The following is a 21,153-nucleotide window of genomic DNA, read 5'->3' on the forward strand; positions in this document are numbered from 1 at the left end:
CCAGCCGGAAGCTGCCCATCCGGGTCCCCACCAGCGGATCCACCTCCTCCACCGGCGCCACGGCCGGCTCCGCCACGGCGCCCGCCACCCCGTCGCCTGCCTCCGGGACGAGCGTGTCGCACGCCGTCTCCGGTCCATGCCTCCGACCGCACGCCCCACACGTGCGATGGCTCCTCGCGACTTCGGCCATACCGCCCCCCCTCTGGCCAATCCCCGCCCAATCTGTACATCCAGGAAGCCCGGCATCCACTGTCGACAAGGGCCGGTGTCACAAAGTGAGGGGCACTTCCATCCGTGGGTCGGGGTGAGGGTTGGGCGGAGGACTGCGGCGTGTCAGGAAGGAGTCACGAGGCTAGGATGCGGCCCCATGTCCCGCTCGGCCCGACGCATTCCCACCGTGAATCTGTCCCACTACCGCTCCGGCACGCCCGACGAGCGGGCCCGCTTCGTCCAGGTGTTTGGCGACGCGCTCAAGGAGTTCGGCTTCGTGACCGTGGAGGGCCACGGCGTCGAGGACGCGCTCATCCGCCGCACGTACACGGACGTGGAGCGCTTCTTCCAACTGCCGGAGTCCGCCAAGACGCGCTACGCGGTGCCGGAGCGCCCGGGCCAGCGCGGCTTCATGGCGTTCGGCCAGGAGCACGCGAAGAACCGCAAGGTGGGGGACATGAAGGAGTTCTGGCACGTGGGCCGGGAGCTGCCCGTGGGCCACCCCTACCGCGACGACTACGGCGCCAATGTGTGGCCGGAGGAGGTGCCCACCTTCCGTCAGAACACGCTGACGCTCTACCGGGAGCTGGACGACGCCGCGACGGTGATGCTCCAGGCGCTCGCGGACTACCTGGGCATCGCGCGCAACACGTTCAGCGACATGACGGTGGACGGCAACTCCGTGCTGCGGCTCATCCACTACCCGCCCCTGAAGGACCGCTTCATCCCGGGCGCGGTGCGCGCCGCCGAGCACGAGGACATCAACTTCATCACCCTCCTGTGTGAGGGCACGTCCGGCGGCCTGGAGCTGCTCACGCGCGACGGCGAGTGGATCCCGGTGGACACGCTGCGCGGGCAGATCGTCGTGGACTCCGGCGACATGCTCAGCCGGGTGATGAACGGCGTCATCCCGTCCACGACGCACCGGGTGGTGAACCCGCCCAGCACGGAGCAGGACACCGTGCGCTACTCGATGCCCTTCTTCGTGCACCCCTACTCCGACTGCGTCCTCAAGCCGCTGCCGCAGACGGAGACGCCGGACAACCCCGCGCGCCACCCGCCCATCACCGCGGACGCGTTCCTCAAGCAGCGGCTGCGCGAGCTGGGCTTCCTCAAGTAGCCGCTGCCCGCGCAATCAGCGCCATCAGGTCCACGCGGAAGTGGCGCGTCCCTTCCGCGCCGTGGAGCCAGGCGCCCCGCCCCTCGAGCCGCGTGGGCTGCCACGGACGTCCCGTCTCGTCCGTGAGCACGACGCGGGCCACGGGGCCGAGCCGCTGGTGGCCCTTGTCGTACAGCGAGAAGAGCTGGAGCTCACACCGGTCCTCGTAGCCGCCGCCGAACAGCACGTGCGTGTCGCTGACGACGATGGCGTGCGCGCCCCGCACCGGCGACGCCCAGACCGTGGACGGGCGTCCGGGCCGCAGGCGCACGAGCGGGAAGTCCGTGTAGCTGTAGAACCAGGTCTCCTGCTCGGACGCGACGTTGAGCGCGTAGCAGTCCACGATGATCTCCTCCAGGCCGAGCGCCATCGACACGCCGCTCTCCTGGCGCTGTCCCAGGGCATCGAAGCGCACCAGGCCGTCCGCGCCGATGGGTGTGGAGGCGGCATCACCGCGTCCCCAGCCCCGGTTTCCGATGACGCCTTCGTCGAAGTAGCTGACCCAGACCTGTCCGTCGGCCGTCGTCTGCACATCCGCGATGCCGTCCCCCAGCGTCATCGCCCGCAGCAGCGTGCCCTCCCGCGAGCAGACCCAGGCGTTGCGCTCGTGCTCCTTCTCGGAGCGGAAGCTGCAACGTGCGTTCACGAGCAGCACCTCGTCCCCGGGCAGCGGTTGGACGAAGTCGAAGTCCGGCGCCCCGCGAGGCAGCGCGAACCGCTCCCAGGTGTCCCAGTCCTCCGCGTGATGAAGGACCTCGTCCCCTTCGCGTCCGCCGTCCGCGAGCCACCACAGCGTGTGGTCCGGCGCCACGCCCCAGGCCTTCGCCTTGCGTCCCGCGAGCGCCTCCGCCGCGTCGACCCGCGTGTGCACCTCGGCGGTGAGGGTCCTCTTCATCCGCGTCACGTTTCCTCCACGGCGCTCCGGGAAGAGGGGCCCGACGGGAGCGCGGACGGAACCTGACGGTCCCGTGCCACGAGGCTCGCCCCTCCCAGGGTTCAGTGCCATCCTCCCGTCTCCGTGACCACTTCCCTCGACCTGTTCGCCATCCAGTCGCGCGTCACACTCGACGATTACGCCTCGCCGGAGACGTTCGCCGCGCACCACCGGGCCCTGGCCGCGCGGGTGGACGCGCTGCGGCCCCGGGATGCCGCGGGCCGGCCGCTGAACCCCGCGCTCGCGGTGTGGCCGGAGATGGTGGGCGCGGCGCTCCTGCTGATGGGCAACGTGTCGCGCGTGCGCCGCTACAAGACGACCAACGGCGCGATGACGCGCGCAGCGCTGGCGGAGTGGCGAGGCCTGTTCCGCACGTGGCGCGCCTTCCGGCCTCCGTCGATGGAGGAGTGCCTCTACGCCACGGTGGCGCCCCGCGTGCACCGGACCATGTTCGAGACCTTCTCCGGCATCGCGCGTGACTACGGCCTGTGGGTCGTGGCCGGCAGCGCGCTGCTCCCCGCCAACCGCCTGGGCATCGACACGCCCGAATACGAACCGGCGGGCGCCCGCACCTTCAACACCAGCTACACGTTCTCACCGGACGGGCACTGCGTGAGCGTCACGCGCAAGGTGAACCTGGTCCCCACGCAGGAGGACGTGCTGAACCTGAGCCCCGGCCGCCCCGAGGATCTGCCCGTGGTGGACACACCCTTCGGCAAGCTGGGCACGCTCGTCTGCTACGACGGCTTCCGCGAAGCGCACACCTCCGGCGAGCCGGGGTTCGTGCCGTGCGCGCAGTACCTGGACGCGCTCGGCGTGGACGTGCTCGCGCAGCCGTCCGCCAACGCGTGGGCCTGGGATGCGCCCTGGGCCTTCAACGCGCCCGGCGAGTCGCAGCTCCGCAGCGAGCAGTGGGTCAACGAGGGCCTCTTCAGCCAGCTGCGCACGCTCAAGCGCGTGCGCTACGCGGTGAACCCGCAGCTCACCGGCGGCTTCTTCGACAACACCTTCGAGGCCCCCTCGCTCATCATGGAGCGCCGGGGGCCGGACGACGTACACGTGCTCGCCCAGTCCGCGGATCCGCGCGGCGAGGACGTGCTGCACGTCACCGTGCCGCGCTAATCCCCCAGCTTCTTCTTGAGCAGCTCGTTGACGAGGCCGGGGTTGCCCTTGCCCTTCATCGCCTTCATCACCTGGCCCACGAAGAAGCCGTACACGCTCTTCTTGCCGGCCTTGTACTTCTCCACCTCGCCCGCGTTCTTCGCGAGGATGTCGTCCACCACCGCCTCCACCGCGCCCACGTCGCTCACCTGCGCGAGGCCCTTCTCCGCGATGACGTCCGCCGGCGCGCGGCCGGTGCGGAACATCTCCCCGAGCACGTCCTTGGCCGCGTTCGCGGACACCGTGCCCTTCTCCACCGTGGCCAGGAGTTCCCCCAGCTGCGTCGGCGTGAAGCGCAGCGCGGACAGCGGCGTGCCTTCGTCCTTCAAGAGGCGGCTGAACTCGCCCAGGAACAGGTTGGAGAGCTTCTTCGCGTCCGGCGCGTGGGCTGCGCAGGCCTCGAAGAAGTCCGCCAGCGGTCGCTCGGCGGTGAGGATGCGCGCGTCGTAGGCCGGCAGGCCGTACTCGCCCATGAAGCGCGTGCGCTTCGCGCGGGGCAGCTCCGGCAGCACCTTCGCCTGCGAGTCCCGGAGCGCGTCCGACACGAGGAGCGGCTGGAGGTCCGGCTCCGGGAAGTAGCGGTAGTCGTGCGCGTCCTCCTTGGAGCGCATCGACCGGGTGATGCCCTTGTTCACGTCCCAGAGGCGCGTCTCCTGGTCCACCTTGCCGCCCGACTCCAGGACGTCCACCTGCCGCGCCGCCTCGTACTCGATGGCCTGCTTGAGGAAGCGGAACGAGTTGAGGTTCTTCAATTCGCAGCGCTGCCCGTAGGTGGTGGACCCCTTCGGCATCACCGACACGTTGGCGTCGCAGCGGAAGCTGCCCTCCTCCAGGTTGCCGTCGTTGACGCCCAGGTACACCAGCACGTCGCGCAGCGCCTTGAGGTACTCCACCGCCTCGTCCGCGTCGCGCAGGTCCGGCTCGCTGACGATCTCCATCAGCGGCACGCCCGCGCGGTTCAGGTCCACCAGGCTCTGGCCCGCGGAAGCGGACGCGTCGTGCACGCTCTTGCCCGCGTCCTCCTCCAGGTGGATGCGCCGCACGCGCACCGTCTTCTCACCCGACGGCGTGTCGATGACCAGCTCGCCCCACTCGCAGATGGGCTGGTCGTACTGGGTGATCTGATAGCCCTTGGGCAGGTCCGGGTAGAAGTAGTTCTTCCGGCTCCACACGCTCGTGGGCTTCACCGTGCACCCGAGCGCCAGGCCCGTGCGCACCGCGTACTCCACCACGCGCGCGTTGAGCACCGGCAGCACGCCGGGCATCCCCAGGCACACCGGACAGGTGTGGTGGTTGGGTTCGGCGCCGAACGCGGTGGAGCAGCCGCAGAAGATCTTCGACTGCGTGAGCAGCTGCGCGTGGACCTCGAGGCCGATGACCGTCTGGAAATCGCTCAGGGGCATGGCGGTGTCACCTTGCCGGCCTGCTCCCCGCTAGACGGGGGCGGCGCGGCGGAAGAAGTCGTGCTCGCGCTCGAACGCGCGGGCGATGCGCAGCAGGCGGGCCTCGTCGAACGGGCGCCCCAGGAGTTGCAGCCCCACCGGCAGCCCCGCCTGCGTGAAGCCGCACGGCACGGACAGGCCGGGCAGGCCCGCCAGGTTGCAGGGCAGCGTGTAGACGTCCATCAGGTACATGGCCAACGGGTCGTCCACCTTGTCGCCCAGCTTGAACGCCGGCACGGGCGACGTGGGCGACACGAGCGCATCCACCTGCTGGAAGGCCCGCGTGAAGTCCTCGCGGATGAGCGTGCGGACCTTCTGCGCGCGCAGGTAGTAGGCGTCGTAGTAGCCGGCGGACAGCGCGTAGGTGCCCAGCATGATGCGGCGCTTCACCTCCGCGCCGAAGCCCTGCCCTCGCGTCTGTGCGTACAGCTCCTTGAGCCCGCGCGCGTCCTTCGCCCGCTGCCCGTAGCGGATGCCGTCGTAGCGGGCCAGGTTGCTGGACGCCTCGGAGGAGGCCAGCAGGTAGTACGTGGCGAGCGCGTACTTCGTGTGCGGCAGCGACACGTCCACCAGCGTCGCGCCCATCCGCTCGAACTCCTCCAGCGACGCTCTCAGCGTGCCCTCCACCTCCGGGTCCATGCCCGCGGTGAAGTACTCGCGCGGCACGCCCAGCTTGAGGCCGCGCACCCCGTCCTCCAGCCCCGTGAGGCAGTCCGGCGTCGCCACGTCCGCGGAGGTGGAGTCGCGCGGATCATGCCGCGCGATGAGCTGGAAGAGCGCCGCGGTGTCCGCCACCGTGCGCGCCATCGGGCCCGGCTGATCCAACGACGAGGCGAAGGCGATGACGCCATAGCGCGACACCCGGCCGTAGGTGGGCTTGAGCCCCACGGTGTTGGTGAGCGCCGCGGGCTGGCGGATGGAGCCGCCCGTGTCCGTGCCCAGCGCGCCAAACACCTCGCGCGCCGCCACCGCCGCGGCCGAACCACCCGACGAGCCGCCCGGCGTGCGCGACAGGTCCCACGGGTTGTGGGTGGGGAAGTACGCGCTCGACTCGTTGGACGAGCCCATGGCGAACTCGTCCATGTTCAGCTTGCCCACGAGCGGCAACCCCGCCTCCTTCAGCAGGCGCACCACCGTGGCGTCATACGGCGGGACGAAGCCCTCCAGGATGCGCGAGCCGCAGGTGGTCTCCAGCCCTTGCGTGAGGAAGATGTCCTTCAGGCCCACGGGCACGCCGTCGAGCGCACTGGCGGGACTGCCCGCGTGGCGGCGCGCATCGCTGGCCTCGGCGGCCTTCAGCGCCCCGGGCTCGTCCACGCGCAGGAACGCGCGCACCTTCGGATCCACCTGGGCGATGCGCTGGAGGCTCGCGCGGGTGGCCTCCACCGAGGACACCTCGCGCGCGGCCAGCTTCGCCGCCAGCTCCAGCATCGACAGGTCGGTGAGCGTCGACGACATGGCGGGCTACTCCAGGATCTTCGGGACCGCGAAGGCGGTGCCCACCTTCGCTGGCGCGTTGGCGAGGCCCGCTTCCGGGGGCAGCGACGGCCGCATCACGTCCTCGCGCAACAGCGAGGACGCGAGCGTCGCGTGGGAGGTGGGCTCCACCTGGCTGACATCCAGCGCCTCCAGCTCCGCCACCGCGTCCAACACCTGGGACAGTTGGGTGGCGTAGCGCGCCTCCTCTTGCGGCGTCAGTGACAGCCGCGCCAGGGTGGCTACGTGCCGGACCTGCTCGAGCGTGAGGGCCATGGAAGAAGCCTCCTCCCGTGAGGGGAAAACCGCCTGCTAGCTGCGCTTGAACAGGTTGAGGATGGCGCCCATCACCTTGCCGCCGCCCTCGTGGCCGTGCTGCTTCATGACCTCGCCCAGCTCGCCCGCGTCCAGCCACACACCGTGGCAGTTGAAGCAGCTCTCCAGCTCCACGTTGCCCTGCTTGAGCGTCTGCAGGTCCATGCCGCACTTGGGGCACTTCATGAAGTGCAGCTTCTTGAGCTCCTCGCGCTGGAGGGCCGCCGTCTCCTGGGTCTGCTGGAGGGCCAGCTTGCGCTTGGCTTCAATCTCCTCGCGCGCGAAGTAGTCGTCTTCGTTGTTGGAGGGCTTCTCAGGGGTCAGGTTGGACATGGTTCGGGTTCTCCTTGGCGGGGGGCACCATACCCTCTCCCCCCGGGCTCGCAGCCGAAATGTAGGCCCTGTCCAGCCCCCTCGGAGGCCTGCCGGAAAATTGACCCCACGCCGTCCCTCCCTATTCTCGCCGCGCGGATTGCTACAGCTCGCTACGCGGCTGGAATCGGGCAGAGGGAACCGGGGTCCATGACAGCGGCCAAGAAGGGTGGTCGGGCGGAGAAGGCAGTGCTCTCCCGACAGGAAATCGCGACCAAGCGCAAGGCGCTCGCGAACAAGAAGATGAAGGCGGGGGGCGCAGCCAGCCCGGCCAGACGGGCGCTCGTGGGCGTCTTCGTCCTGGCCGCCTCGCTGCTGTCCTTGCTGGCGGTCGCCACGTTCGACGCGCATGACCGCACGGGTCCCGGCTTCCGCAACGCGGTGGGCCCCATGGGCCACCTCATCGCGGAGACGCTCCGGGGCGCGCTCGGTGTGTGCGCCTACTTCATCCCCGTGGGTGGCATCTACACCGCCGTGGTGCTCTTCGTGGGCAACCGCGAGCGGCGCCGCCTGCCGCAGATCATCTCCCTGGCGCTGCTCACGTGCAGCGTGGCCGTGCTCTCGCAGCTCATGTTCGCCAAGGACAAGGGCTGGGCGCATCCGCCCGGTGGCGCGCTGGGCGCGGGCCTGGGCGGCCTGATGGAGGGCATGTTCTCCACCGTCGGCACCGTCATCCTCGTCACCGCCATCAGCGCGGCGGCGCTCATCGTGGGCACGCAGTACACGTTCTTCAAGCTGTGCTCGTTCGTGTGGGCCGGCCTGACGGTGCTGGGCCGCCGCATCTCCGCGTCCGCCCACGTCTTCTGGGAGGCGCAGAAGGTCTCCTACCAGGCCCGCCAGGAGCGGCTCGCGAAGGAGAAGGAGGAGGAGGCCGCCTTCCTCGCCGAGCTGGAGGCCGAGGAGGAGGAGCTCTCCGAGGCCGAGCGTCTGGCCGAGGAGGCCGAGGCCGCCGAGGCGGAGGCCATGGCCGAGGAGGCCGTGCGCCTGGCCCGCCTGGCGGAGAAGGAGCAGGCCGCCAACGCGAAGAAGGCGCTCAAGGAGGGGCGCGAGAAGCCGGAGAAGAAGCCCGCGCGCGACGAGACGCCGGAAGAGGACGACGCGCAGGACGAGCAGCCCTCGCTGCCTCCCGAGCGCGCGGAGCGCCGTTCCCCGGGCGCCGACCCGGCCTGGGCCGCGTCCTTCCTCGCCCCCCAGCCGCAGCTGCCCGCCAACGCGGAGGGCGCGGAGCCGCCGCGCCGTGCGCGCAAGACGCCGCAGATCGTCACCCCGCCCGCCGCGCCGTCCTCGCCGCCCGTGCCCGCCGCGTCGCTCGCCCCCCCGGTGGCCGAGCCCGTGAAGCCCGTGGTGGAGAAGCCCGTGGCCGCCGCGCCGGGCAACGCCCTCATCCCCGCGCAGCCCGCCGCCCTGGCGCGCCTGCCGCTCATCGTGGAGCCCAAGGCCCCGCCCAAGCCCACCGCGGTGAAGCGGTCGCATGAGGAGTTCGAGTTCGTCGGCGACCGCAAGAGCTTCTCGCTGCCGCCGCTGGACGTGCTGGAGGCGGACAAGAAGGAGCGCACCGCGCTGGACAAGGACGCGTTCCTCGTCACGGCGGAGAAGCTGCGCGCGAAGCTCGCGGACTTCGGCATCGTGGGCGAGGTGGTGGAGATCCGCCCGGGCCCCGTCGTCACCATGTACGAGTTCCTCCCCGGACCCGGCATCAAGGTCAGCAAGATCGCCGCGCTCCAGGACGACCTGGCCATGGCGATGGAGGCCATGCGCGTGCGCATCGTCGCCCCCATCCCCGGCAAGGGCGTGGTGGGCATTGAAGTCCCCAACCGCGACCGCGAGACGGTGTTCCTCAAGGAGATCGCCGAACAGGACACGTTCCAGAAGAGCGTCAGCAAGCTCACCATGTGCGTGGGCAAGGACATCGAAGGCATGCCGTACGTCTTCGACCTGGTGAAGGCGCCCCACCTGCTCATCGCAGGCACCACCGGCTCCGGCAAGTCCGTGGCGGTGAACGCGATGATCATGAGCATCCTCCTCAAGGCCACGCCCGAGGAGGTCCGCTTCATCATGGTGGACCCGAAGATGCTGGAGCTCTCCGTCTACGAGGGCATCCCGCACCTGCTGCTCCCCGTCGTCACCGACCCCAAGAAGGCCGCGCTCGCGCTGCGCTGGGCGGTGGAGGAGATGGAGCGCCGCTACCAGCTGCTCTCCGAGGCGGGCGTGCGCAACATCGCCGGCTACAACAAGATGGTGGAGACCCGCGCGTCGGAGGTGACGCCCGCCGCCGCGCCCGCCGCGAAGAAGAAGTCGAAGCCCAAGAAGCTCTTCGTCGTGGACGTGGAGGGCAGCGAGGCCTCCGCCTCCGCCAGCGAAGGCATGGGCGTGGCCGCCCCGCGCGAGGACGACAGCGACGACCTGCGCGAAGCCATCGTCTCCGAGCCCGCCCCCGACCTGGAGGCCGACGGCGAGGTGGACGCGGAGTTCGAGGAGGACGCCGACGCCGCCGCGCCCGCGCAGGCCGCCGCGGACAAGAAGGAGCTCAAGAAGCTGCCCTACATCGTCGTCATCATCGACGAGTTGGCGGACCTCATGATGGTGGCGAGCCGCGAGGTGGAGACGTACGTGGCGCGCCTCGCGCAGATGGCGCGCGCGGCCGGCATCCACCTGATGGTCGCGACGCAGCGTCCGTCCACGGACGTCGTCACCGGCATCATCAAGGCCAACTTCCCCACGCGCATCAGCTTCATGCTGCGCTCGAAGCCGGACTCGATGACGATTCTTGGCACCGTGGGCGCGGAGGCCCTGCTGGGCATGGGCGACATGCTCATCATGCCGCCCACGAGCGCCCACCTGCAGCGCGTGCACGGCGCCTACGTGTCCGAGCAGGAGATCAAGAAGGCCGTGGACCACCTCAAGGCCCAGGGCAAGCCTGTCTTCGACGAGTCCATCCTCAAGCCGCGCGACGAGGACGTGGAGAGCGGGGGCGAGGAGGACGAGCTGTCCGACGAGCTCTACGACCAGGCGCTCGCGGCCGTCAGCGAGATGCGCTCCGTCTCCATCTCCATGCTCCAGCGCAAGATGCGCATCGGCTACAACCGCGCGGCGCGCATGATTGAGCGCATGGAGCGCGACGGCGTGGTGGGCCCCGCGGACGGCGCCAAGCCCCGCGAGGTGCTGCTGCGCGGCCTGGGCGACATGCCCGGCGCCGGGGCCATGTAGCCGCCGGGAACGGCCCCCCGTTCCCCAGAGGTTCTCCCCACGGGGGCGCTCCGGACCTGCTCCGGGCGCCCCCGTTGTCTTCGTGTCCCTCTCCTGGAGCTGCCCGCGAATGATCGTCGCCATCTCCCGCTTCCGAGCCTCCCCCGAAGAGGCCGACGGCTGGGTCCACCGCCTCCAGGAACGCTCCCGGCGCGTGGACGGCTACGAAGGCTTCCTGGGCCTGGAGGTGCTGCGCTCCTTCGAGCGCTCGCCCGAAATCCTGCTGGTGACGCGCTGGAAGGACCGCGACGCCATGAAGGCCTACTTCCAGTCCGAGGACTTCCAGCGGGCAAAGGGGGCCAGCGCCTCGCAGGAAGACGCCACCTTCGCGATGTACGAGGTCGTGGCCACATGACAATCGCCCCCGGCTCGTCTAAGGGCGTGCACCATGGCTGAACGTCTTGCCCTATTCGCCACCGCCGCGCGTGGCACCGAGGACCTGCTGGCCGAGGAGCTGAAGGAGCTCGGCGCGAAGCGCATCCGCCAGGACCGCGGCGGTGTGCGCTTCATGGCCGCGCTTGATGAGGCCCTCAACGTCTGCCTCTGGTCCCGCATCGCCATGCGCGTGCTCTACCCGCTGGGCGAGTTCTCCGCCCCCGGCGCGCAGGGGCTCTACGACGCCGTCGCGAGCGTGCCGTGGGAGGAGCACCTCACCACCAACGTGACGTTCGCGGTGGACGCGAACCTCAAGGACACCGAGCACGCGCACTCGGGCTTCGTGGCGCTGAAGGTGAAGGACGCCATCGTGGACCGGCTGCGCGACAAGCTGGGCTCGCGGCCGGACGTGGACACGCGCAACCCGGACGTGTCCGTGGTGGCGCACCTGGTGAAGGAGAAGCTGTCCCTGTCGCTGGACCTGGTGGGCGACCCGCTGAACCGGCGCGGCTACCGCGTGCGCCCCACCCCCGCGCCCATGAAGGAGAACCTGGCCGCGGCCCTGCTGCGCGCGGCGGGCTACACCGGCCAGGAGGCGCTGGTGGATCCGATGTGCGGCTCGGGCACCATCGTCATCGAAGGCGGCCTCATCGCACGCAAGCGCGCCCCGGGCATCGGCCGCAGCTTCGCGGTGGAGCGCTGGCCGCACATGGGCACCCGCGCGCGAGAGCTGCTCGCGGACCTGCGCGCGGACGCGCGGCGCAACGAGCGCAAGGTGGAGGTCCCCATCCTCGGCTTCGACAAGAGCGAGGAGGCCCTGGAGGCCGCGGACCGCAACGTGAAGGCGGCGAAGCTGGGCGAGGAGATCCAGCTCGCCGTGGGCGACGCGACGAAGCTCGGGCCCCTGCCGGAGGGCGGCGGGCTCATCCTCACCAACCCGCCCTATGGCGACCGGCTGGGCTCCGGCGGCCAGAAGGGCATGAAGACCTTCTACTTCAAGCTGGGCGACTCGCTGCGCGCGCTGCCGGGCTGGCGCGTGTGGGTGCTGTCCGGCAACCCCGCCTTCGAGAGCGCCTTCCACGCGCGGCCCATGACGAGGCGCGACGTGTGGAACGGCCCCATCCCCTGCACCCTGCTGGGCTACCGCGCGCCGTTCACGCCCGGCGGCTCACAGCCGGTGCTCGCTTCTCCGGGCGAGTCGCAGCAGGTTGCTCCTGTGCGTCCAGAGCATGAGGACGAATAGCCCCGCGGTGAGCAGCACGTAGTCGCGGGAGCGCGCGGTGAAGAACGCGGTGACGATGGCGACGACCGCGGCGGACAGCGACCCCACGGAGCTGACGCGCCACTTCGCCACCACCAGCCCGTAGATGGCCGCCCCGGCGAGCGCCGCCGTGGGCACCAGCACGCACAGCACGCCCAGCGCGGTGGCCACGCCCTTGCCACCCTTGAGCCGCAGCCAGACCGGGTACACGTGGCCCAGCACCGCGGCCAGCCCCACCAGCGCGTGCGAGCGCGCATCCCCGGGCATCCAGTGCAGCGCGAGCCCCACCGGCAGCGCCCCCTTGAGCGCGTCCAGGAGCAGCACCACCGCGCCCAGCTTCTTGCCCGCGACGCGCGTGACGTTGGTGGCGCCAATGTTGCCGCTGCCGCTGTCGCGCACGTCCACGCCGCGCAGCCACCGCGTCAGCAGCACGCCGAAGGGCACGGAGCCGCAGAGGTAGCCCAGCAGGAGGAAGGCGGTGAGCACGGAAGGACGGGCGTAAGCCCTACGACAGCAGGTGCGGGAAGCGGGTTTGCACCACGACGTAGGCGTAATTGACGAGCAACACCAGGGGGAACGCGATGCGCAGCCACCGCCACTCGCGCTCCTCCAGCTCCACCTCCGGGATGGGCAGCGCGAAGAGGAAGTGCAGCACCGTCGCCACCGCCGCCGCGGCGAACAGCAGCGCGAACACGGTGCCCAGCGGGTTGGCCTCCCAGGCGCCCGGGATGTTGAAGTGCGCCACGCGGTCCGCCACCCGGGTGAGCCCACAGCCCAGGCAGGGCCAGCCTGTGTGCTCGCGCAGCACGCAGCCCCAGAACGGGATGATGCGGGCCACGGGGACGTAGCGCCCCACGAGCAGCCCCCCGAGTCCGAGGAGCCCGAGCCATTCGAATGTACCCAACCGGCGGTTGGGGGCGGGGATGGTGACCTTCATGCGCACCTCACGTCGAGTGTGCTGGACAAGCCGGAAGGATGGAAGGGGCGCCTTGCCCGGGCCCGGAAACCTGGGCTAAGCGAACGGGCATGCACATGCTCCGCACCGCCCTCCTGACGCTGGTCGCCGTTCCCCTCGTGGCACTCGCCGCGGAGAAGACGCCCGCGCCCGCCAAGGCCGCCGCCGCGACGAGCGACTGCCACCACCCCGCCGAGGCCAAGGCCAAGGCCCCGGAAGCCGCCAAGGACGCGAACACCGGCTGGACGCTCACCCGGGGCGAGCCCCTCAAGGGCGCGCCGGCCGTGAAGCTCTCGGAGCTGCTCGCGAAGCCCCAGGCCCACGACGGCAAGTCCGTGCGTCTGGAGGGCCAGGTGCGCAAGGCGTGTGAGAAGAAGGGCTGCTGGATGGAGCTGGCCCAGGACGCCAAGAGCCCGGGCGTGCGCGTGACGTTCAAGGACTACGGCTTCTTCGTCCCGCTGGACTCCGCGGGCTCGCAGGCGCGCGTGGAGGGCGTGGTGAAGGTCGCGGAGCTGAGCGACGCCCACGCGAAGCACTACGAGGCCGAGGGCGCCATCGTCCCCCGCGGCACCGACGGCAAGCCGCGCGAGGTCCAGCTCGTGGCCTCCGGCGTCGAACTGCGCCGCCCGTAGCATGGGAGGCCGCAGCTTCAGCATGCGAGGCGTGCAGGGCGCGGCCGACCGGGCCGTGCAGCACGCCCGCGCGTGGCTCCTGGAGACGGAGCCGGGCTCCCGCGTGCACGACGTGCAGTTGGATCCGCGCTTCCAGCACCGGGGCGTGGACCTGCTCTGGGAGCTGCCCACGGGCGAGGTGCGCGGCATCGAGGTGAAGGGCGACCGCAACGCCACCCGCCGCCGCTACTTCTTCGAGCTGGTGTCCAACCTGGAGAAGGACACCCCGGGCTGCTTCCTCTACAGCGGCGCGGACCTGATGGTGTACGTGTTCCTCACGCAGGGCGAGCTGCACGTGCTGCCCCTGCCCCAGGTGCGCGAGTGGTTCATCCCCCGCGCGAAGGAGTACGCCCTCAAGCACGCCTTCACCCAGACGGGCGCCATCCGCTACACCACCGTGGGCGCCGTGGTGCCCGTGCGGGACGTGGCGGAGGGCGTGCCCGGCGTGAGCGCGGTGAAGCTCAAGCGCGCGCCCACGGCGATGCCCGGGAACACGGTCGCCGGAGCCCTGACGCCCGAAGCCGGAGCCCCGGCCCCGAGCGCTCCCCCGGACACGGCCAGCGCCAGGGCCCCGCGGTCACGGGGCCCCAAGCGCACGGGCACGGGGTGAGCGGCCCTCCCGGGCGCTAACGCCGCCGGGGCTGGGGGTGCGGGTTCTGGTGCCGGTGCTGCCGGTGGCCCGGGTGCATCTTGTCGTGCAGGGCCTCCAGCCGCTCCTGCGTGCCCATCAGCTCCAGGAGCGCCGCGCGGTCGTTCTGCTGCTTGAAGATGTGCTCCAGGCGGGGCACCAGGTCGAGCGACAGGTGGATGTCGTTCGCCTTCTCCGCGTCCGCCAGCAGGGTGCGGCCTTCGATGGCCGCGTCAATCCACGCCTGCAGGTGGATGAGGCCGTCCACCGCCAGCAGCCGCGAGATGGGCGCGCGCGCCGTGTCGTGGATGAGGTTCTTGAGGTCCTGGATGGCGGGCTCGCGCTCGCCCCGGGCCGCGCGCACCACCGCCTGGGAGATGCCGCGCCGGTCGGGCAGCAGGAACTCCTCGATGTCGGCGAACGCCGTCGCATCGTCCAGGTGCTTCTGGACGGCCAGCGACTCCGCCAGGCTGTCGAACAGCTCCGCGTCCTTCTCGGAGAAGGGCGCCAGCGCCTCCTGGAGGAACGGCGCGGGCAGGTTGCCCTTGTCATCCAGCGTGAGGCGCGAGCGCAGGGACTTCACGCGCTCGAAGGCGGCGGCCACCGGGGCGTCCTGCACGCCGTTCAGGCGCTGGACGAGCGCATTCATCAGCGCCGCCAGCCCCTCGGTGAAGTCCTGGGGGGACACGCGGTCCGCCATCCACCGGCGCCACAGCTCCACGGCCGCGGCCACGACGTAGTCCTTGAACGGGCCGGTGCCCTTCCACGTCCCCTTCCACTTCTGGGCGATGCCGAGCGGATAGGTCGTCTCCGCGAGCTTGCGGTAGTCCTCCTCGCTCACGGGGATGCCGTAGTGCCCCAGCGTGCCCAGCAGGGCCTCTGTCGGGTAGTCCTTGAGGCCCTTCGTCTGCCATGACTTGTCAATGCGCTGCGTGCTCACCAGATGCGCTCCGAGGCCATGCGAGTGCCGGCCATCGGCCCCGCTGGTCGTCTTGTAGCGGAAAGCGGGGCTTGGCGGGTACGCCCTTGCGGGCCCCCGTCAGACGGCGGACGGCTGCTGGGGGGCCTGCCCCGGCACGATGGGCCACACCGTGGGCTGGCGCCGCCCGTCCTCCACCCGGCGGGCGAGATACGGGACGCACCCGCGCTCCTGGAAGGCCCGCTTCCACGCGGCGAAGCTGCCACCCGCGCGCCAGGCGTCCATCGCCGCGAGCCCTGCCTCCGGACCGCACTGGGCCAGCATGTACTCCACCCAGGCCCAGCGCGCGGAGGTGGGCCGCACTTCCGCCCGCCCGCGCAGGCCCTTGCGCAGCCGCTCCAGCTTGTTCTCCACCTCGCGCACGCCCGCGAAGGGCGCCCCATCCAGCGGCGTGTTGCGCTTGGCCACGAAGGGCGCGACCCCCAGCGCCACGGGCAGGATGCGGGACAGCTCCGTGGTGAAGCGGATGAGCTCGTCGATGTCCGCGTCGTCCTCGTGCGGCAGGCCCACCACGTTGTAGACCTTGAGCTGCTTCATGCCCGCCGTGCGGGCGAAGCGCGCCGCGCGGACGATCTGCTCCTCCGAGTGCTTGCGGTCCACCAGGTCCCGCATCTTCTGCGAGGCCCCGTCCGCGGCCACCGTGAGGTTCGTCGCCCCACCCCGCCGCAGCTGATCCACCAGCTCCTGCGTGAGCCGGTCCGCGCGCAGCGAGGACACCCCCACCTCGCGGCCGGCGTCCACGAGCGTGCGCAGCAGCTCGACGATGCGGGGATGATCCGTCACCGCCGCCCCCACGAGCCCCACGCGCCGCGCGTGCTCCGGGATGAGCGACAGGATGCGCTCCGGGGGCACCGTGCGCATGCCGCCATTCGTCGTGCGGCGCATGACGCAGTAGTGACAGCCGCGCGAGCAGCCCCGCTCCGGCTCGATGAGGAACATCGAGCGCAGCTCCGTGTGCGGCGTGATGATCTGCGTCCGGGCCGGCAGCCGGGCATCCGTCGCCTTCGCGACGTGGTAGCGCGCCCCGCCCCGCCCGGGCACGCGGAAGCCGGGGATCCGCGCCAGGTGCTCCAGCAGCGCTTCGCGGTCCATGGAGGCCGCCGCGTCCAGCAGGACGTGGATCAGATCCTCCGCCTCCCCCTGGACCAGCACGTCCACGAAGGGCTCCAGCGGATCCGGGTTGGAGAACGTCAGCGGACCGCCCGCGACGATCAGCGGATGTCTTGCACTCCGCTCCGCCGCAAGAACCGGTAAACCAGACAACTCCAACATCGTGAACAACCCTGTGAGCTCCAACTCATACGCCACAGAGAAGGCCAACATTGCAAAACCAGACACCGGGGCCTGGGATTCCCAGGTAAACAATGGCGTCCGTGTTCTCTTGTATGTCTCGACATCATCGGGAAGGAAGACACGCTCGGCGGTCGCCCCGGCGTGCTCATGCACCTCCCGGTAGATGGCCTGGTACCCCAGCGAGCTCATCCCCACGTGGTAGGGGCTCGGGTAGCAGAGCGCGACCCGGTAGGGCGCCTCCTTGCGCAGCGTGCCCGCTTCGTCCGCCAGCAGTGAGCAGACGTGCTCGATGAGTTCGTATCGGCCCTCCATGGTCCTCCCGACAGTGGAATCCAGACAGTAACAACAGCGCGGCCCCGGACCGCCACTCCCGCGTGGGGGAGGGGCTGCCGGGGCCGCGTTGGCCTTCAGGGTCGGTCAGTGCCGACTACTTGAACGACGGGATCGGGTTCGACACGACGCACTTACCCTCGGTGGTGTAGCTCTCGGGGAACGTGCCGTTCTCGTCGAAGAACGCCGCCTCTTCGGCCGTGAAGAAAGCGCCGGTCCAGAAGCGCCTCGGGACCGCCTCGCACTGCACGGCATGGTCCGGGTTGATGCCCGAGCCCGTGCCGCAGTTGGCGAAGCCCAGATCCGGATCCGCCTGGTCGACGCGCGGATCGCAGGGGGTCGAAGGCCACACCGCGCGCATCACGTACTTCGAGGTGCAGGTGCCCCGCGTGTACGTGACTTCACCCGTCATCTGCGTGCCCGGAGAGCTGGGCGACGAGTACACCTTCACGTTGGCGACCGTGTAGGTGGTGTTGACCGGTGCACCGGCCACCGTCGGATTGACGGTCGCAACGTTGAAGTTGGTCGCCGTGCAGAAGTCGTTCTCATCCGTGTCCGTGCTCAGGTCGCCCGTGACCTGGAGGCTGCCGAACTCGTTGCCCGTGTCCGCAGCACCCATCCGGGCAATGAACTGCGGCCGGATGACGAGGTTGGCGGTGCCAGTCTCGGGGTTCGCGAACTTCCAGACCCCCAGATTGTCACCCACCTCGAGCGTGTCCGGGCAGGGAGCGCCACCCGGACCCGTCGCAGGCCCGACCGCGTCGTACTTCGCCCACCAGGTCGCGAAGCTCGCGTCCTGGACGATGCAGCCAGCGTTCGGCTGCTCGAAGTCGCAGGCGGTCAGGCTGCCTGCGGTCCCCAGAATAACCAGCGTTGAAAGAATGCTCTTGCGCATGTTGCTGATCTTCCTCACGTGGTCAGGTGGTTAGAAGGTGTACCGGACACCGAAGCGGACCTGCCGCGGGGCCTGGTAACGATCGGGGTTCTTGAAGTTCTTGTTCACGTCCTCGTAGGCCAGCGTGCCGCCCGCCGCGAGCGGAACACGGCCGGGGCTGTCCTCCGTCGGGAGGTCCGCCGCCGTGCCACCGGTCTGGGTCTTCACGTCGTAGACCGGGAGGACCTGCGAGAACGTGTAGGACTCGTCCACGCTGTCCACGCCCTGGAAGTTGAAGAGGTTGAACACGTCCAGGGTGAAGGACACGACGCTGTCCTTGCTCACGCGGTAGTTGACGCCCACGTTGGAGTCGATGCTGTTGATCCACGGGGTGCGACCACCGGTGCCGCGCGGCAGGACGAACGTCTCATCCTGGCCGTAGCCCGGGTAGGCGCCGAGGTAGTTGATCGGCTGACCCGAGTTGCCGCGGTACGACAGACCGATGCTGGCCGACAGCGCGTTGGAGAAGTTGAGCTCCTTGGCGCCGAACACCTTGATGGCGTGCGTACGGTCGAAGGGCAGCAGACCCTTGCGGTTGTTCAGGAGGGCGACCAGGTCGAAGTCCGCGAGGATGTTCGGGTCGAGCTGGTTGTTCTCCGGGCGGAACAGACCGGGGTAGTTGCCGTACAGGCGGGACCACGTGTAGCTCGCCTGCGCCAGCCAGCCGTCCGTGAACGTGCGGTTCAGGTAGGCCGTCACCGCGTCGTAGTCACGCACCGGCGTCGGGAACTCCTTGGCGAAGCCGCTGCCGGGGTTGCCGAGGAAGTACGTGTTGCCGTCATCGCGGCTCATGTCCTCGATGACCTTGCCCATGCTGCGGTGCGTGTACGTGGCACCGAAGCGGGTGTTGGCAATCAGCTCGTACTCACCACCGACCACGAACTCGTCGGAGGACTGGGGCGTGATGTCCGGATCGACCGGCTCGTTCTGCACCAGACCACCGCTGTAGTACTGGTTCGAGTTCGTCGTCGCTTCCGCGCGGGGGACGATGAACTGCTTGTCCGCGCAGTTGCCACGCTGGCCCTCGAGCGAGGACGGATCGCAACCATTGGTCGTCCCCGGCTCCGCCAGGTAGCGACGCGCGCTGAAGCGGCGCTCGCCCGGGAAGGCGCGGTCCATCATGTTGAGGGGGACCTGCTCGTAGTACCGGGCGAAGTTGACGAACAGCTTCGCACGGCCGTTGGCGAACGGGTCCAGCACGGCGCCGAGACGGGGCGACCACTGGTTGCCGAGCTGCAGCGCCAGGTTGCCGTCACCGCCGTACATCGACTGCACGTCGTAGCGGATACCCAGGTTCAGGGTGACGCGGTTGGCGATGGACCAGCTGTCCTGGAGGAAGCCACCGATGGTGGTGCTGTTCGTCGTGGACTTCTGGAGCGTCTCGAACACCGGCGTGTCAGGCGCCGTCTGGTAGCCGTAGCGGCGGTTGTCCGTCCAGATGTGGCGGCCGTCCGGCTGGTCGCTGGCGCTGCCGGCCTCCTGCAGGAAGACGCTACCGGAGTAGGCCTTCTTCTGGTCGTAGGCCAGGAACTCGGTGTCCACGCCCGCCTTGAACACGTGCGTGCCGAGCGCGTTCAGCAGGTACGTGGCCTTCGCGTTGAGCTGGTAGCGATCCAGCGTCGCCTCGGTGAGGTAGCCAGGGCCGCCGACGAAGTAGTTCGTGATCGGGCAGCGGACGGCCTGCTCTTCCACGGAATCCCCGCAGTACTGCGTCGCGCTCGGAACGTTCTCGAACGTGGTCAGCGCACGGTTGCGCGTGTACTGCGCCAGGCCGTAGCCCGCCAGGCCTTCCGTCGTGCCAATGGCGGAACCATCCGCCGGAGGCGTGGACGCGGTCTGGTGGAACCAGCCGACGTTCGCGTCGACCAGGATCTTCTTCTCCATGAAGGCGCCGGCGTACTTCAGGCCGAGGCCCGTGGAGTTCGCGCGGTTCTCGGTCTGGCCGATGTCCTCAGGACGCGTGTTCTGCGCCGCCGGCAGACCACCCGTACGGGGGTTGATCTGCAGCTTGCCCAGACCACCCGACACGGTCGGGGTGCCGTTCAGGGCGAACGACACGTTGTGGTCCTGGTTGATGAGGTACGTCAGCTTGCCCATGAACTGGATCGTGCGCGAGTCCGCGAAGTACTTGCGCTCGGATCCGGGGATCTGCTGGACGCGGCTGAAGCCGTTCTCGTCCTTCGCGAGCGGGTTCTCCGCGTCCTCGGCCGGGTCGAACGGGCCCTCCAGCTGGAACGCGTTGAGCGCGCGGGTGTGCTCGTAGCGCTGGAACGACGGCGCGAAGCCGGCGAAGAACCAGAGCTTGTCCTTCAGGATGGGACCACCGAGGGTCGCGCCGAAGTCACCCAGGTTGCTCAGGGCGTTCAGGCCGGTGACCGTGGTGCCGTCCTCGATGACCAGCTTCCGGTTGCCTTCGAGGGCGCCGGGAGTCCAGTTGGCGAACACGGAGCCGTGGAACTCGTTGGAACCCGACCGGGTCACCGCGTTGATGACACCGCCCGTGGAGCGACCGAACTCCGGCATGTAACCGCCGGTGATGATGTTCACGTCCTGCACGAACTCGATGCTCAGCGGGCTGGCGTTCACGCCGAAGGCGGGGTCGTTCGTGGACAGACCGTCCACCACGTAGCCGTTCTCGGGCGAGGTCGTGCCGTTGATGGACACGCCGTACTGGTCGGACTGGGCGCCCGGGGCGAGCTCGGCCAGGGACTCAAAGGAGCGCGTCGCGCCACCCTTGCCCACGGGACGGGCCACCGCGATGCGCTTGATGAACTCCTGATCCACGTTCACGCCGGTGTTCGTGGAGCCGACGTCGATCGTCGGCGGGCTGCCGATGACTTCGACCGTCTGCGTAAAGCTGTCAGGCAACAGCTCCACGTTCACACGGATGGTGCGGTTGAGGAGCAGCTGGATTTCCGAGCGGGCGTAAGGCTTGAACGTCTCCTTTTCGAACCGCAGCGTGTAGGTACCGGGTGGCAGCTGGGGAATACGATAGTTACCCTGAGCGTCGGTAACCACGGTCTGCTCGCCCTGCAGATTGGGCGAGGTAGCGGTCACAACAACGTCGGCCGCCGGCTTCTTGTCCTCCGTGTTGATGACGGTGCCGATGATGACGCTGGACTGCGCAAAAGCCGCGGATCCGTACAGCAGACCTGCAGCAAGGACGACTCCGGTTTCCCGAAGTACTTGTTTCACTTGCATACCTGACCCCTCCAAGGTGGGCTGCAACCGAAAATGACTTGGGAAAATATCCGAGGTCAAGCAGTTGTCAATAGACCGTTGCTTTTTGGTAACCAGTGGGGCATTGGCGCGATCACGTCGGCGGCGCCCGACACGGTTGCTTGAACCCGGAACCCTTTTCTGTATGGTAGCCGCCCTTCAATCCGGGCAGGGCGGGACGGGCAGTCCACTG

19 protein-coding genes are annotated in these 21,153 nt (G+C 69.6%); 7 read left to right on the top strand and 12 right to left on the bottom strand.

Going from position 1 to position 21,153, the window contains the following annotated elements:
• Positions 1 to 190, bottom strand: a 190-nt coding sequence (locus D7X12_RS14025; RefSeq protein WP_147443654.1) for a hypothetical protein, incomplete at its 3' end; no start/stop codon positions are given.
• 177 nt (positions 191 to 367) lie between these two features.
• On the opposite strand from D7X12_RS14025, the gene D7X12_RS14030 reads away from it, so the two are divergent.
• Positions 368 to 1,330 (top strand): isopenicillin N synthase family dioxygenase, encoded by a 963-nt coding sequence (locus D7X12_RS14030; protein ID WP_120625783.1) that lies wholly within the window; start codon positions 368 to 370, stop codon positions 1,328 to 1,330.
• Here the strand turns inward: D7X12_RS14030 and D7X12_RS14035 are convergent.
• Positions 1,323 to 2,264 (bottom strand): YxiH-YxzG fusion protein, encoded by a 942-nt coding sequence (locus D7X12_RS14035; protein ID WP_120625784.1) that lies wholly within the window; start codon positions 2,262 to 2,264, stop codon positions 1,323 to 1,325. The two genes, D7X12_RS14030 and D7X12_RS14035, sit on opposite strands and share 8 nt — an antisense overlap.
• Positions 2,265 to 2,387: 123 nt before the next feature.
• Between D7X12_RS14035 and D7X12_RS14040 the strand changes: the two genes are divergently transcribed.
• On the top strand, positions 2,388 to 3,425 hold the full coding sequence (locus D7X12_RS14040; protein WP_120625785.1) for a carbon-nitrogen hydrolase family protein: 1,038 nt from the start codon (positions 2,388 to 2,390) through the stop codon (positions 3,423 to 3,425).
• Here the strand turns inward: D7X12_RS14040 and gatB are convergent.
• Genes gatB through D7X12_RS14060 form a run of 4 tightly spaced genes read right to left on the bottom strand, consistent with a single transcriptional unit; the run spans position 3,422 to position 7,030 of the window.
• Complete coding sequence (gene gatB, locus D7X12_RS14045) at positions 3,422 to 4,867, bottom strand: Asp-tRNA(Asn)/Glu-tRNA(Gln) amidotransferase subunit GatB (protein ID WP_120625786.1); 1,446 nt, start codon at positions 4,865 to 4,867, stop codon at positions 3,422 to 3,424. The two genes, D7X12_RS14040 and gatB, sit on opposite strands and share 4 nt — an antisense overlap.
• A gap of 30 nt (positions 4,868 to 4,897) precedes the next feature.
• Positions 4,898 to 6,364 (bottom strand): Asp-tRNA(Asn)/Glu-tRNA(Gln) amidotransferase subunit GatA, encoded by a 1,467-nt coding sequence (gene gatA, locus D7X12_RS14050; protein WP_120625787.1) that lies wholly within the window; start codon positions 6,362 to 6,364, stop codon positions 4,898 to 4,900.
• 6 nt (positions 6,365 to 6,370) lie between these two features.
• Entirely contained in the window at positions 6,371 to 6,658 is a 288-nt protein-coding gene (gene gatC / locus D7X12_RS14055; protein WP_120537697.1) for an Asp-tRNA(Asn)/Glu-tRNA(Gln) amidotransferase subunit GatC, read from the bottom strand.
• Between the two features lie 36 nt (positions 6,659 to 6,694).
• Complete coding sequence (locus D7X12_RS14060; RefSeq protein ID WP_120625808.1) at positions 6,695 to 7,030, bottom strand: TFIIB-type zinc ribbon-containing protein; 336 nt, start codon at positions 7,028 to 7,030, stop codon at positions 6,695 to 6,697.
• A gap of 189 nt (positions 7,031 to 7,219) precedes the next feature.
• Here D7X12_RS14060 and D7X12_RS14065 point away from each other — a divergent pair, with 189 nt between their 5' ends.
• From D7X12_RS14065 to D7X12_RS14075, 3 genes are all read left to right on the top strand, one after another.
• Positions 7,220 to 10,276, top strand: a complete 3,057-nt coding sequence (locus D7X12_RS14065) for an FtsK/SpoIIIE family DNA translocase (protein ID WP_208719014.1) — start codon at positions 7,220 to 7,222, stop codon at positions 10,274 to 10,276.
• Positions 10,277 to 10,385: 109 nt separating this feature from the next.
• Positions 10,386 to 10,670, top strand: coding sequence for an antibiotic biosynthesis monooxygenase family protein (locus tag D7X12_RS14070; protein WP_120625788.1), 285 nt, complete (start codon positions 10,386 to 10,388; stop codon positions 10,668 to 10,670).
• A 33-nt stretch (positions 10,671 to 10,703) separates the two neighbouring features.
• Positions 10,704 to 11,933, top strand: coding sequence for a THUMP domain-containing class I SAM-dependent RNA methyltransferase (locus D7X12_RS14075; protein WP_120625789.1), 1,230 nt, complete (start codon positions 10,704 to 10,706; stop codon positions 11,931 to 11,933).
• On the opposite strand, the gene plsY is transcribed toward D7X12_RS14075, so the two are convergent.
• The gene (gene plsY, locus D7X12_RS14080; protein ID WP_120625790.1) at positions 11,859 to 12,437 is read right to left on the bottom strand and encodes a glycerol-3-phosphate 1-O-acyltransferase PlsY; all 579 of its coding nucleotides are present in this window, start codon (positions 12,435 to 12,437) and stop codon (positions 11,859 to 11,861) included. The genes D7X12_RS14075 and plsY overlap by 75 nt on opposite strands.
• 19 nt (positions 12,438 to 12,456) lie before the next feature.
• Positions 12,457 to 12,888: a DUF2752 domain-containing protein gene (locus tag D7X12_RS14085; protein ID WP_120625791.1), complete on the bottom strand. Its 432-nt coding sequence runs from the start codon at positions 12,886 to 12,888 to the stop codon at positions 12,457 to 12,459.
• An 89-nt stretch (positions 12,889 to 12,977) separates the two neighbouring features.
• On the opposite strand from D7X12_RS14085, the gene D7X12_RS14090 reads away from it, so the two are divergent.
• A complete protein-coding gene (locus tag D7X12_RS14090) occupies positions 12,978 to 13,538 on the top strand; it encodes a DUF4920 domain-containing protein (protein ID WP_208719016.1) in 561 nt (186 codons plus the stop codon).
• Positions 13,539 to 13,560: 22 nt separating this feature from the next.
• Positions 13,561 to 14,187, top strand: coding sequence for a hypothetical protein (locus D7X12_RS14095; protein WP_244224540.1), 627 nt, complete (start codon positions 13,561 to 13,563; stop codon positions 14,185 to 14,187).
• 16 nt (positions 14,188 to 14,203) lie between these two features.
• Here D7X12_RS14095 and D7X12_RS14100 read toward each other — a convergent pair whose 3' ends face one another.
• The 4 genes from D7X12_RS14100 to D7X12_RS14115 form a co-directional block, all read right to left on the bottom strand.
• A complete protein-coding gene (locus D7X12_RS14100) occupies positions 14,204 to 15,145 on the bottom strand; it encodes a hypothetical protein (RefSeq protein WP_208719018.1) in 942 nt (313 codons plus the stop codon).
• A 99-nt stretch (positions 15,146 to 15,244) separates the two neighbouring features.
• Positions 15,245 to 16,789: a radical SAM protein gene (locus tag D7X12_RS14105; protein ID WP_120625793.1), complete on the bottom strand. Its 1,545-nt coding sequence runs from the start codon at positions 16,787 to 16,789 to the stop codon at positions 15,245 to 15,247.
• Between the two features lie 115 nt (positions 16,790 to 16,904).
• Positions 16,905 to 17,702 carry a hypothetical protein gene (locus D7X12_RS14110; protein ID WP_120625794.1) on the bottom strand — a complete coding sequence of 266 codons (798 nt, stop codon included), beginning with the start codon at positions 17,700 to 17,702 and terminating at the stop codon, positions 16,905 to 16,907.
• A gap of 30 nt (positions 17,703 to 17,732) precedes the next feature.
• Positions 17,733 to 20,942, bottom strand: coding sequence for a TonB-dependent receptor (locus D7X12_RS14115; protein ID WP_120625795.1), 3,210 nt, complete (start codon positions 20,940 to 20,942; stop codon positions 17,733 to 17,735).
• Positions 20,943 to 21,153: the final 211 nt, after the last annotated feature.

It is taken from the genome of Corallococcus sicarius, from assembly GCF_003611735.1.
Classification (GTDB): Bacteria; Myxococcota; Myxococcia; order Myxococcales; family Myxococcaceae; genus Corallococcus; species Corallococcus sicarius.

Bases quoted from the DNA above. Each gene is read 5' to 3' on its own strand.
- D7X12_RS14030 (WP_120625783.1), top strand. From the start codon at position 368: ATGTCCCGCTCGGCCCGACGCATTCCCACCGTGAATCTGTCCCACTAC.
- D7X12_RS14035 (WP_120625784.1), bottom strand. From the start codon at position 2,264: ATGAAGAGGACCCTCACCGCCGAGGTGCACACGCGGGTCGACGCGGCG.
- gatB (WP_120625786.1), bottom strand. From the start codon at position 4,867: ATGCCCCTGAGCGATTTCCAGACGGTCATCGGCCTCGAGGTCCACGCG.
- gatA (WP_120625787.1), bottom strand. From the start codon at position 6,364: ATGTCGTCGACGCTCACCGACCTGTCGATGCTGGAGCTGGCGGCGAAG.
- gatC (WP_120537697.1), bottom strand. From the start codon at position 6,658: ATGGCCCTCACGCTCGAGCAGGTCCGGCACGTAGCCACCCTGGCGCGG.
- D7X12_RS14060 (WP_120625808.1), bottom strand. From the start codon at position 7,030: ATGTCCAACCTGACCCCTGAGAAGCCCTCCAACAACGAAGACGACTAC.
- D7X12_RS14065 (WP_208719014.1), top strand. From the start codon at position 7,220: ATGACAGCGGCCAAGAAGGGTGGTCGGGCGGAGAAGGCAGTGCTCTCC.
- D7X12_RS14070 (WP_120625788.1), top strand. From the start codon at position 10,386: ATGATCGTCGCCATCTCCCGCTTCCGAGCCTCCCCCGAAGAGGCCGAC.
- D7X12_RS14075 (WP_120625789.1), top strand. From the start codon at position 10,704: ATGGCTGAACGTCTTGCCCTATTCGCCACCGCCGCGCGTGGCACCGAG.
- D7X12_RS14085 (WP_120625791.1), bottom strand. From the start codon at position 12,888: ATGAAGGTCACCATCCCCGCCCCCAACCGCCGGTTGGGTACATTCGAA.
- D7X12_RS14090 (WP_208719016.1), top strand. From the start codon at position 12,978: ATGCACATGCTCCGCACCGCCCTCCTGACGCTGGTCGCCGTTCCCCTC.
- D7X12_RS14095 (WP_244224540.1), top strand. From the start codon at position 13,561: ATGCGAGGCGTGCAGGGCGCGGCCGACCGGGCCGTGCAGCACGCCCGC.
- D7X12_RS14105 (WP_120625793.1), bottom strand. From the start codon at position 16,789: ATGGAGGGCCGATACGAACTCATCGAGCACGTCTGCTCACTGCTGGCG.
- D7X12_RS14110 (WP_120625794.1), bottom strand. From the start codon at position 17,702: ATGCGCAAGAGCATTCTTTCAACGCTGGTTATTCTGGGGACCGCAGGC.
- D7X12_RS14115 (WP_120625795.1), bottom strand. From the start codon at position 20,942: ATGCAAGTGAAACAAGTACTTCGGGAAACCGGAGTCGTCCTTGCTGCA.